Origin of the sequence: Niveibacterium sp., from assembly GCF_041909475.1 — a bacterium.
Taxonomy (GTDB): Bacteria; Pseudomonadota; Gammaproteobacteria; order Burkholderiales; family Rhodocyclaceae; genus Niveibacterium.
On sequence record NZ_JAYRDJ010000010.1, the window covers coordinates 116,586 to 127,816 of the forward strand.

Consider the following 11,231-nt stretch of genomic DNA (forward strand, 5'->3'; position numbering starts at 1 on the left):
GGTAAGACCATGGCTTTGATGATCACCGACGAATGCATCAACTGCGACGTGTGCGAGCCCGAGTGCCCGAACAACGCGATTTCGCAAGGTGCCGAAATTTACGAAATCGACCCGAACAAGTGCACCGAGTGCGTCGGCCACTACGACGAACCGCAGTGCCAGCAGGTCTGCCCGGTCGACTGCATTCCGCTGAACCCGGAGCGTGTCGAGAGCAAGGATCAGCTGATGGACAAATTCCTCAAGCTGACGGCGCAGAAGTAAGCCAGCGCGTAGAAAATAAAGCGGGCGGCCGAGGCCGCCCGTTTGTTTTTCCGGCCGTCGCCGTGATCAGGCGGCGCGGGCCGGGGTCTCGATTTCGGCCAGATCGCCGGTGATACCAATTGCGCCAGCGATGCCACGCTCCAGCCGGGTCAACTCGGCCATCTGCTGCAGCAAACCGCGTTCGGCCTGATCCAGCTCGGCGATGCGCTCTTCCAGCGTGCCGGTGGCTTCGTGGATACGTTTGACGCTCTCAAGCCTGCGCTTGAGCTGGATCTGATACTCGCGCACCTGCGTTTCGAGCGGGCTCATCACCGCGCGCAGCCACTGGTCGACGTCGCGGTTGGCCATCTCGAACGTACGGCGGGCTTCCAGCGCGATCGTGTCGAAGAAGCGCTGCGTCACCGTGCCCTTGCGATGCAGCACCATGGCGCCGACGGTGTTGAGCTGCTGGTTGAAGGCGGCGCGCAGGCGCTCGATTTCCTTCTCGTAGCGCAGGGTCGAGAAACTCGACGGTGCGGCCAGCTTCAGGCCGTGCTCGATCGCGAACTTCTTGTACATCGTGTCGAGCATGCGCTGGATCTCGCCCACTTCGTCCGAAGACTTGCGCAGATTGCCGCGTAGCTGATCGAAGAAGCTCTCCATGGCCTCGCGCAGGCCTCGCGAGAAGCTTGCGTCGAGCATCGCTTCGCGGGTACGACGCGTTTCATGGCGCAGCGCATCGAGGCCAAGGTGCGCGTACAGGTTGTTCGACAGGTTGGTGAACACGCTGCGCGTGGCGTGGTACTTCTGCAGACCTTGTTCGAACTCAGTCTTTTCGGCACGTACCTTGCGCATCATGTATTCGATGACGCTGCGGTTCTTGCCGCGCAGTTCGGAGAGTTCGCGCACCTGTTCCTGCACGCCGCGCAGGCGGGCGTTCAGCAGCTCTCGGGTGCGGCGGATGATTTCGCCGGTTTCGCCGCGCGCGTTGTCGCGCACGATCTCCTGCCGCGTCGGCAGCAGTTCGCTGGTGAGCGCACTTTCGAGTGTTTCGACGCGGCTGCGGTCGAGCAGATCCGGGTCGCGCGTCACCTTGGCGAGCAGCGCCTTCTGCGCCGACACCGGGAACACCTGATTCTCAGGCACCGACAGCGTACGCGCGACGCTGGTGACCTGGCCGCGGATCTCGCTGTCGATCTGCGATTCCGAGCGGATGCCGTCCCACAGGCTGTCGATCTTGTTCAGCACCACGACGCGGCCGCGCTGCTGCGCCTTGCCGGCTACGATGTGTTCCTGCCACACGGCCAGATCGCTCTGCGTGACACCGGTGTCGACGGCCAGGATGAACAGCACCGCGTGCGCGTTCGGCAACAGCGATAGTGTCAGCTCGGGTTCGGAGCCGATCGCGTTCAGCCCCGGGGTGTCCACCACCACCAGACCCTGCTTCAGCAAGGGGTGCGGGAACTGGATCAGGGCATGGCGCCAGGCGGCGATTTCGACCTTGCCGTCTTCCTCTATCCGGGCGCCCTTCTTGCCGCTCGGGTCCACTGCAAAGCCGAGGCGTTCCGCTTCGTCCGGCGCGACGCGCTTGGTCTCGCCAACGCGTGCCATGGCGCGCTGCATGCTCTCGGTCGATTCAACATCGATCGGGACCGTGATCCATTCTTCCGGGTGGCGTTTGAACTCCTGCACGCTGGCGCCGCGGCCGCGGGTTTCGATCGGCAGCAGGCGGATCGACGGCGACTGGCCGTTCTCCCACTGCAGCTCGGTCGGGCACATCGTGGTGCGGCCGGCGGAGGACGGCAGGATGCGGTCGCCGTAGTCGGCGAAGAATACCGCGTTGATCAGCTCGGACTTGCCGCGGGAGAACTCGGCAACGAACGCGACGGTCAGCTTCTCGTCGCGCAGGCGCTCAAGCAGGTAGCGCAGGCGCAGATCGGTTTGCGCATCGCCGACCTCGTTGCGGGTGAGCCAGGTTTTCAGCTGCGCAATGGACTGGCCGACGCTGTCGCGCCACTCTGAAAACTCGGAGAAACTGTCAGTCAGGTTCATACCCGCTCCCGGGGGTGGAGATCAGCCGCCAGTGGCCCACGCCGATGATCAGCGCCGGGATTTTGGCGAATTCCTCAAGCATAACGAAATTCAGTCCGGCTGGGCGGGCCTTTGCCGACGAACGGTAATCGGCTGCGCGGGCGCCCGCGTGCGCTGTATTTCAGCGCTGGCAGACCGGGCACCAGAAGGTGCTGCGCTGGCCCATCACCTGCTGCCGGATCGGCGTGCCGCATTGCCGGCAGGGCAAGCCGGCGCGGCCGTAAACAAAGGCTTCCTGCTGGAAGTAACCGGGCTCGCCATCGCTGCCGACAAAATCGCGCAGCGTCGAGCCGCCGGCCTGGATCGCCGCGCGCAGCGTTTCTTTCACGGCTTCGGCGAGGCGCTCGCAACGCGCGGCCGAGAGCCGCCCCGCTGGCATGGCGGGCCGGATGCCGGCGCGGAAGAGGCTCTCGGAAGCGTAGATATTGCCGACGCCGACCAGCGTATGCGCATCCATCAGGAACAGTTTGATCGCGCTGCGCCGCCCGCGCGTGGCGCGATACAACCACGGACCGTTGAATGCAGGGGATAGCGGCTCGATGCCCAGCGGCGCGATGAGCGGGTGCGTTTCGATCGGCCCGCCCCACCAGTCGATCACGCCGAAGCGGCGTGGATCGTGATAGCGCAAGGCTTGCGCGCCGAAAATGATATCCACGTGGTCGTGCTTGCGCAGGGGCGCGTCGGGTGGCACCACACGCAGGCTGCCGGACATGCCCAGGTGGATCAGCACCGTGCCTGCCGGCGCGCGGAGCAACAGGTATTTGCCGCGGCGGCTGACCGATTCGATCGTTTGCCCCGGCAACTCAGCGGCCAATCCGGCCGGTACCGGGCGGCGCATGCGCGCCTCGCGCACTGCCACCGCGGTGACGGTGCGCCCTTCGACATGCGGCGCGATGCCGCGACAAGTGGTTTCAACTTCGGGCAGTTCGGGCATCGGGGCGTATCACGGCAAGCTGATAACATCGGACGAACGCATGTTACTTCCGACTGTCCCAGATGACGCCTCCCCGCATTGGAGTTTCCGCCATGTTGCCGCGCCCGTTGCTGATTACCGTCTCGCGCCTTGTGCTGGGTTTATGCCTCGGGGCTGGCGTATTTGCAGCACGCGCCGACGAACCCGTCGCAACGCAGTCGGCCCCGGCCCCAGCGGCCGAGCAGCCGAGTGCGCTGACGCCGCAGGTGCTGTATCAGTTCCTGCTGGCGGAAATTGCGGGTGCGCGTGGCAACCTCGAACTGGCGTCGCAGGGGTATCTGGATCTGGCGCGCAAGACGCAGGACGCCCGGATCGCGCACCGCGCGGCCGAGATCGCGCTGTACGCGCGGCGCGTGCCCGACGCCCTGGAGGCGGCTCGCCTGTGGAACAAGCTGGAGCCGGATAACCTGCAAGCAGTGCAGATGCTCGCGGGGTTGCTCGCTGGGGGCATGGGCCAGCTGGACGAACTGGAGCCGCAACTCGCCCGCATTCTCGCGAAAAGCTCGGAAAGCCCTGCCGGGCTGCTGATGGCGCTCAACAGCACCTTGCAGCGCTACCCAGACAAGGCCGAGGTCCGAAGCAGCGTGGATCGGCTCACCGAGCCCTATCTGAAATTGCCGGAAGCCCATTTCGCGCGCGCGCATGCCGCCTTCAACGCGGGCGACGCCAGTGCCGCGCTCGCCTCGCTCGACGCGGCGCTGGCGCGCAAGCCCGATTGGGAGCCCGCAGCGCTGCTCAAGGCGCAACTCCTGCAGCAGCAGGGGCGCACCAAGGACGCGATTGCCTTCCTGGCCGACTTCCGCTCGAAGCAGTCCCAGGCGGCCGCCCCGTCGGTTGATATTCAGCACGCCTATGCACGCCTGCTGGCCGCCGACCGGCAATACGACGCGGCGCGCGCGGAGTTCGACAAGCTCGTGACGCTGTCGCCGGATAACGGCGAGATCGGCTACACCCGCGCCTTGCTGCTGTTGCAGGCCGGTGACGCGACTGCGGCGGAAGCCGAGTTCAAGCGCCTGCTGGTGCTGGGCAAGCCGGACCCGGACACCGTCCGGATGCAGATCGCCCAGATCCAGGAAGAGCAGAAGCGGATTCCTGAGGCCATTCTGTCGTACCGCGCCGTCACCGGTGGTGCGCAACGCAATGCCGCTTGGATTCGCGCAGCCCTGCTGCAAGCCCGCGAGGGTGATCTGGCGGGTGCCCGCAGCGAACTCGCGCGCTTGCGCGCGGCGGAGCCGAAAGAGGCCAACACCTTCCTGCTGGCTGAGGCACAGATCCTGCGCGAACTGGATCGCGCCGGCGAAGCCTATGCGCTACTGGACGCCGCGATCCGCAAGCAGCCCGACCAGACCGACCTGATTTACGACCGTGCGCTGCTGGCCGAACGCCTGGGCAAATACGACGACATGGAGCGCGATCTGCGCCGCCTGATCAAGCTCAAGCCAGACGAGGCGCAGTCCTACAACGCGCTTGGCTATTCGTTCGCTGATCGCAACATCCGCCTTGCGGAGGCCAATACGCTGATCAGCAAGGCGCTTGAACTCGCGCCGGACGATGCATTCATTCTGGATTCGATGGGCTGGGTGTTGTATCGGAGCGGCAAGCTCGAAGCGGCGTACGAGCATCTCAAGCGCGCCTACGCGGTGAGGCCGGATCCGGAGATCGCCGCGCACATCGGCGAAGTGCTGTGGATGATGGGGCGCCAGGATGAGGCCCGCAAAACCTGGCAGGACGCGCTCGCGACCCATCCTCAGAATGAGGAACTCGCGAAGATCATCAAGCGTTTCACGCCATGAATGCTCCAGCCCGAATCGCCGCCGCGTTCGGATGCGTCGCGGCGGTGTTGCTCAGCGCCTGCGCAACGGCGCCACAGCAGGCGCCGCTCGGCGCTGAGGACTACGCGCTGACGGGCCGTGTTCTGGTACGGCAGGCCGACCGGGCCGATGTGTTGCGTTTGAACTGGACGCATCTGGCGGGGCACGACACGGTCCGTCTGGAAACCTCGCTTGGGCAAACAGTGGCCGAACTGCAGCTCGACCCGCAGCGCGCGCATGTAAGGCTCGGTGATGGGCGGGCGTTCGAGGCAGCGGATGATGTGGCGCTCGCCGAGCAAGTCATTGGTGTGCCGCTGCCGCTGCGGCTGTTTGCCGGCTGGTTGCGTGCCGAGCCGGGCGCCACGGCTGTCGGCATCGAAAGAGATGCCGACGCCCGTATCGTTTCGATGCGGGACAGTGGGTGGTTGTTGAGTTACTCGGGTTACGGCTCGGTAGATTCCGTTGCCGGCCCCAGCCTGATCGAAGCCAAGCAAGGGGGCGTCGTAGTGCGAGTGAAGATCGAGTCGTGGTTGCGCGGAGCGGCGGAATGACCGGTGTGGATGTGCGCGGCCGTGTCGCGCGGGTGCCGGCGCCGGCGAAGATCAACCTGTTTCTGCATGTCGTCGGCCGTCGTGCCGATGGCTACCACCTGCTGCAGAGCGCCTTCCGGCTGCTCGACCGTTGCGACTGGATCACGCTGACCGTGCGCGATGACGGCAAGGTCCAGCGCTTGTCCGAGCTTGCGGGGGTGCCCGCGGAACAGGATCTGGTCGTGCGGGCCGCCCGGCTGCTGCAGCAGAAGGCGGGTGTTGCGCTGGGCGTAGACATCGAAGTCGAGAAGCGATTGCCGATGGGTGGCGGCCTTGGCGGCGGGAGTTCCGACGCGGCTTCAGTCCTCCTTGCGCTTAACGTGCTGTGGGGCGTTAACGCCGAGCGCGAAACGCTGCAGGCATGGGGGCTGGCGCTCGGGGCTGACGTGCCGTTCTTCATCTTTGGCCGCAGCGCGTTCGTTGAAGGCATCGGCGAGCTGATGCAGCCGCTGGATCTGGCGCCAGCCTGGTATGTCGTTGTAGAGCCGGGCGTGCAGGTGCCGACTGCTGAAATTTTTTCCGCAGAAGATTTGACAAGAAATACAGAACCCACCATAATTACGAGCTTTCCGGGATCACCAACGCGGAACGATCTTCAGCCCGTTGTATGCCGCCGCTACCCTGCGGTTGCTGAGGCGGTTGAAATGCTCGGCGCGATCGGTGATGCCAGAATGAGCGGTTCTGGCGCCTGTGTGTTCCTGCCTTGCGAGAGCGAAGCTGAAGCGCAGGCAGTGCTCGCAAAACTGCCCGCCGATGTTGTGGCGTGGTCGGCGCGGGGGCTGGACTGGCATCCGTTGCATGATTGGGCGGGTCCGGCGCGGTAGAGCAGCAGTAAAGGTTTCTTGGGGAGTCGCCAAGTTGGTCAAGGCACCGGATTTTGATTCCGGCATTCGAAGGTTCGAATCCTTCTTCCCCAGCCAAACACAGCGGGCAGGCCTAGGCCTGCCCGCTGTTTTTCTGTCGGTTCCCGGAACCGGCGGAGAGCGGTTGATCCGATGCGCGCAGTGCGCGTCGGGTGCTGAAATCTCCAACGCATAGGGGTCGGTCATGGCTTTCGGCAGCCTGATGGTCTTTACGGGTAACGCCAATCCGAAGCTGGCGTCTGATGTGGTCAAGCGCCTTGGTATGTCGATCGGCGCGGCCACCGTGGGTCGGTTCTCCGACGGCGAAGTCAACGTCGAGTTGCTCGAAAACGTCCGCGGTAAAGACGTCTTCATGCTGCAATCGACCTGCTATCCGACCAACGACAACCTGATGGAACTGCTGGTCATGACCGATGCGCTCAAGCGCGCCTCGGCCGGCCGCATCACCGCGGCGATTCCGTACTTCGGCTATGCCCGCCAGGATCGCCGCCCGCGCAGCGCGCGCGTGCCGATCACCGCGAAAGTCATCGCCAACATGCTGCAGGCTTCGGGTGTTCAGCGCGTGCTGACCGTTGATCTGCACGCGGACCAGATCCAGGGCTTCTTCGATATCCCGGTCGACAACATCTATTCGACCCCGGTGCTGCTTGATGACCTCGCCCGTCATCGTGGCGACGACCTGATGGTCGTGTCGCCGGATGTCGGCGGTGTGGTGCGTGCGCGTGCCTACGCCAAGAAACTCGAATGTGATCTCGCGATCATCGACAAGCGTCGTCCGAAGGCCAACGTGTCCGAAGTGATGAACATCATCGGTGACGTGAAGGGCCGTACCTGTGTGATCGTCGATGACATCGTCGACACCGCCGGCACCCTGTGCAAGGCCGCCCAGGCGCTGAAGGAAAACGGTGCGAAAAAGGTGCTCGCCTACATCACCCACCCGGTATTGTCGGGCGCGGCGGTGAGCCGGATTTCCGAGTCGGATCTGGACGAACTGGTCGTCACCGACACGATTCCGCTGCGCGAAGATGCGCGCGCCTGCAACCGTATCCGCCAGATCTCGATCGGCTCGCTGCTGGCCGATACGATCATGCGGATCAACAATCAGCAGTCGGTCAGCTCGCTGTTTACCGACGAGTAATCAGTTTTCCGGACATGGGGCGCGGGTAACCGCGCCCCATGTCTTTAACCCGCCATCGTCTGGTCGCGGACGAGGCAAACGGAGTATCACCATGCAATTTGTTATCAAGGCTGAAAAGCGCGTCGAGCAAGGTACGGGTGCGAGCCGCCGCCTGCGTCGCGCAGGCAAGGCAATCGGCATCATCTACGGTGGCGACAAGGCCCCGGTGCAGATCACGATGGATCACAACGATCTGTTCCACGCCATGCGCAAGGAGGCCTTCCACGCTTCCGTGCTGACGATCGATGTCGATGGCACCAAGGAAACCGCTGTGGTGCGTGACACCCAGTGGCACGCCTACAAGCAGCAGATCCTGCACGTGGATTTCCAGCGCGTGGATGCCACCCACAAGATGCACACCAAGGTGCCGCTGCACTTCGTCAACGCCGACATCGCCCCGGGCGTCAAGCTCGAAGGTGGCATCGTGTCGCACGTGATGAACGAAGTGGACGTCGAGTGTCTGCCGGGCAACCTGCCGGCCTTCATCGAAGTCGACCTGAAGGATCTCACCTCCGGTGCTTCGATCCACGTGTCGGGCCTGAAGCTGCCGGAAGGCGTGAAGGCCGTCACCCACGGTGACCCGGTCGTTGCGACCATCATGAAGACCAAGGGCGGCAGCGAAGCGGCCGAGGGCGAAGCCCAGGCCTGAGCCTGAGCGAGCCTGCCCCGCAGTCGAGGCCGGAGACTGGAGACGCATGACGCAAGTCGCGCCGAAACTGGTGGTCGGCCTCGGCAATCCGGGGCCCGAGTATGTCGAAACCCGGCACAACGCCGGGTTTTGGTTTTGTGAGCTGCTGGCGCGCGAACTGGGCGTGTCGCTGTCGCACGAGTCGCGCTTCCACGGCATCGTGGGCAATGCCCGCGCCGCCGGCACCTGGATACTGTTGCCGCAGACCTACATGAATCGCTCAGGTCAGGCGGTGGGCGCACTGGCGCGTTTCTACCGTATCCTGCCGAACGAGATTCTCGTCGTGCATGACGAGCTCGACATCCTCCCGGGGCAGTTGAAGCTCAAGTGTGGCGGTGGAAATGGCGGCCACAACGGTCTCAAAGATATCCAGGCGCATCTCGGCACGCCGGATTTCTGGCGGCTGCGCATTGGTATTGGCCACCCGGGTGACCGCAACCAGGTAGCGAACTTCGTGCTGCATCGTCCGTCGCGCGATGAGCAGACGCTGATCGACGAGTCGATCGGTCGTGCGCTCGATGCCTGGCCGAAGATGCATGCGGGCGAATGGGAGCGTGCGATTGCGGCGGTCAACACCAAGCCGAAACCCGCCAAGCCGAAAACAACCTAGCCGCGGATTTCGCGGACGCACATCCCCTACCGGCGTGTTTCCGCGAAATCTGCGTCCGATCCGCGAGACTGCGCGGTTCGCTTTTTGATTTTGAGAGAGTCATCGCCATGAGTCTTAAGTGCGGCATCGTCGGTCTGCCCAACGTCGGCAAGTCCACCCTCTTCAATGCGCTGACCAAGGCGGGCATCGCGGCCGAGAACTATCCGTTCTGCACGATCGAGCCGAACGTTGGCATCGTTGAGGTGCCGGACCCGCGCCTCGCGCAACTCTCCGCAATTGTCAAGCCGCAGAAGATCCAGCCAGCGATCGTCGAGTTCGTCGATATCGCGGGCCTGGTGGCCGGCGCCTCGAAGGGCGAGGGTCTCGGCAACCAGTTCCTCGCGAACATCCGCGAAACCGACGCAATCGTGAACGTCGTGCGCTGTTTCGACGACGAGAACGTGGTGCACGTGAACGGGCGCGTTGATCCGATTGCCGATATCGAGACCATCGTCACCGAGCTGGCGCTGGCCGACCTTGCCGTCGTCGAACGCACGCTCAAGCGCGATACGAACAAGGCCAAGGCCGGCGACAAGGATGCCCGCAAGCTGGTCGCGGTACTTGAACAGGTGCTGCCGCACCTGAACGAAGGCAAGCCGGTTCGCACGCTGGATCTGTCCGACGACGACAAGCTGTTGCTCAAACCGCTGTGCCTGATGACGATCAAGCCGGCGATGTACGTCGGCAACGTGCTGGAAGATGGTGCCGAGAACAATCCCTACCTCGACCGTCTGCGTGAGCACGCGGCCAAGGAGGGCGCGCCGGTCGTCGCGCTGTGCGCGAAGATCGAGCAGGAACTGGCGGAACTGGACGACGAGGACAAGATGGCCTTCCTCGCCGACCTCGGTTACGACGAGCCGGGCCTGAACCGCCTGATCCGCGCCGGCTACGATCTTCTGGGCCTGCAGACCTACTTCACCGCTGGCGTGAAGGAAGTGCGCGCCTGGACGATCCACAAGGGCGACACCGCACCGCAGGCCGCCGGCGTGATCCACACCGATTTCGAGCGTGGCTTCATCCGTGCACAGACGATCGCCTTTGACGATTTCATCGCCTACAAGGGCGAAGCGGGCGCCAAGGAAGCCGGCAAGATGCGCTCGGAAGGCAAGGAATACATCGTCAAGGATGGTGACGTGCTGAACTTCCTGTTCAACGTCTGATTCAAACAAGCCATTTCAGGCGATTGCACATGCTTGCAAGTGCATCACTGAAATCGAAGCAAAGCCCCGTGGATACGGGGCTTTTTCATTTCAGCTCGTTGCATGCAACGACATCTGATGGCGCTGCGCAAGTGAATACGGTCATGTATATGGATCTTGCGCCAGGTCGATGAAGGTGTATACGATGAAGCCCTGAGGACGAACAGGAGACCTTCACGATGCTGACAGACGCCCAGTGCCGAGCCGCCAAGCCTAGAGAAGGCATCTACCGCCTCAATGACTACAAGGGGCTGTACCTAGAAGTCAAACCCAACGGCATCAAGGCTTGGCGCTATCGCTTCAAACTCAATGACAAGGCCTCGTGGTTCGCACTTGGCGACTACCCCAGCGTGACGCTCGGCGAGGCCAGAGAGAAGTGCGAGGCAGCGCGGAAGCTGGTCAGGGAGGGCATCAATCCCGTCCAGAATCGCCAGATCGAACGCATCAAGCGCGAGCAAGACTCAGCGAACACATTCGAGGCCATCGCCAAAGAGTGGCTGGCCCTGAAAGACTGGGAAGAAGTGACCAAGAAGCGGAGACTCGACATGCTGGAGCGCGTGGTCTTCCCGTCGATTGGCAAGCTGCCGGTACGTCAGATCACTCCGGCCCATGTCCTCGACATTCTCAACAAGACGGTCAAGCGGGGTGCCCCCACCGTAGCGGCCGAAGCCAAGCGCACCATGTCGGGCGTGTTCGAGCATGCTGTCGCGACTCTACGGGCGGACACTGACCCCGTTTGGCCGGTTCGCAAAGCGCTGCCGCCCAACAAGACGCAACACAAGCGCGCCCTCAGCGCGGAGGAAGTCGGCCAGTTGCTGAACGACTTTGATGGACACGGTGGCAACTTCCAGACCATCAAGGCCTTCCAGCTGATGTGGCTGACGCTCAGCCGCCCGAATGAATCCGTCCAAGCAGAATGGGTCGAGTTCGACCTGGACAAGGCGCTCTGG

11 protein-coding genes and 1 tRNA gene are annotated in these 11,231 nt (G+C 63.6%); 10 read left to right on the top strand and 2 right to left on the bottom strand.

The window, feature by feature from the left end:
* The first annotated feature begins 9 nt into the window (after window positions 1–9).
* Window positions 10–261 carry a YfhL family 4Fe-4S dicluster ferredoxin gene (locus ACE3P0_RS09270; RefSeq protein WP_374402116.1) on the top strand — a complete coding sequence of 84 codons (252 nt, stop codon included), beginning with the start codon at window positions 10–12 and terminating at the stop codon, window positions 259–261.
* A 66-nt stretch (window positions 262–327) separates the two neighbouring features.
* Here ACE3P0_RS09270 and ACE3P0_RS09275 read toward each other — a convergent pair whose 3' ends face one another.
* Together ACE3P0_RS09275 and mutM are read right to left on the bottom strand one after the other, a co-directional pair.
* The gene (locus ACE3P0_RS09275; protein ID WP_374402118.1) at window positions 328–2,292 is read right to left on the bottom strand and encodes a dynamin family protein; all 1,965 of its coding nucleotides are present in this window, start codon (window positions 2,290–2,292) and stop codon (window positions 328–330) included.
* Between the two features lie 160 nt (window positions 2,293–2,452).
* Entirely contained in the window at window positions 2,453–3,265 is an 813-nt protein-coding gene (gene mutM / locus ACE3P0_RS09280) for a bifunctional DNA-formamidopyrimidine glycosylase/DNA-(apurinic or apyrimidinic site) lyase (protein WP_374402121.1), read from the bottom strand.
* Between the two features lie 92 nt (window positions 3,266–3,357).
* On the opposite strand from mutM, the gene ACE3P0_RS09285 reads away from it, so the two are divergent.
* The 9 genes from ACE3P0_RS09285 to ACE3P0_RS09325 all read left to right on the top strand — a co-directional run.
* Window positions 3,358–5,097: a tetratricopeptide repeat protein gene (locus ACE3P0_RS09285; protein ID WP_374402123.1), complete on the top strand. Its 1,740-nt coding sequence runs from the start codon at window positions 3,358–3,360 to the stop codon at window positions 5,095–5,097.
* Window positions 5,094–5,666, top strand: coding sequence for an outer membrane lipoprotein LolB (locus ACE3P0_RS09290; protein ID WP_374402126.1), 573 nt, complete (start codon window positions 5,094–5,096; stop codon window positions 5,664–5,666). Before ACE3P0_RS09285 ends, ACE3P0_RS09290 begins: the two co-directional genes overlap by 4 nt.
* Complete coding sequence (ispE, locus tag ACE3P0_RS09295; protein ID WP_374402128.1) at window positions 5,663–6,529, top strand: 4-(cytidine 5'-diphospho)-2-C-methyl-D-erythritol kinase; 867 nt, start codon at window positions 5,663–5,665, stop codon at window positions 6,527–6,529. The genes ACE3P0_RS09290 and ispE overlap by 4 nt, the downstream gene beginning before the upstream one ends.
* Before the next feature lie 19 nt (window positions 6,530–6,548).
* Window positions 6,549–6,625, top strand: a tRNA-Gln gene (locus ACE3P0_RS09300).
* A gap of 127 nt (window positions 6,626–6,752) precedes the next feature.
* A complete protein-coding gene (locus ACE3P0_RS09305) occupies window positions 6,753–7,706 on the top strand; it encodes a ribose-phosphate pyrophosphokinase (protein WP_374402130.1) in 954 nt (317 codons plus the stop codon).
* A 91-nt stretch (window positions 7,707–7,797) separates the two neighbouring features.
* The gene (locus ACE3P0_RS09310; protein ID WP_374402132.1) at window positions 7,798–8,394 is read left to right on the top strand and encodes a 50S ribosomal protein L25/general stress protein Ctc; all 597 of its coding nucleotides are present in this window, start codon (window positions 7,798–7,800) and stop codon (window positions 8,392–8,394) included.
* A gap of 46 nt (window positions 8,395–8,440) precedes the next feature.
* The gene (gene pth / locus ACE3P0_RS09315; protein ID WP_374402134.1) at window positions 8,441–9,043 is read left to right on the top strand and encodes an aminoacyl-tRNA hydrolase; all 603 of its coding nucleotides are present in this window, start codon (window positions 8,441–8,443) and stop codon (window positions 9,041–9,043) included.
* Window positions 9,044–9,150: 107 nt separating this feature from the next.
* Window positions 9,151–10,242, top strand: a complete 1,092-nt coding sequence (gene ychF / locus ACE3P0_RS09320) for a redox-regulated ATPase YchF (protein WP_374402136.1) — start codon at window positions 9,151–9,153, stop codon at window positions 10,240–10,242.
* 218 nt (window positions 10,243–10,460) lie between these two features.
* The coding region (locus tag ACE3P0_RS09325) for a tyrosine-type recombinase/integrase (protein WP_374402137.1) at window positions 10,461–11,231 on the top strand (771 nt) is incomplete at its 3' end.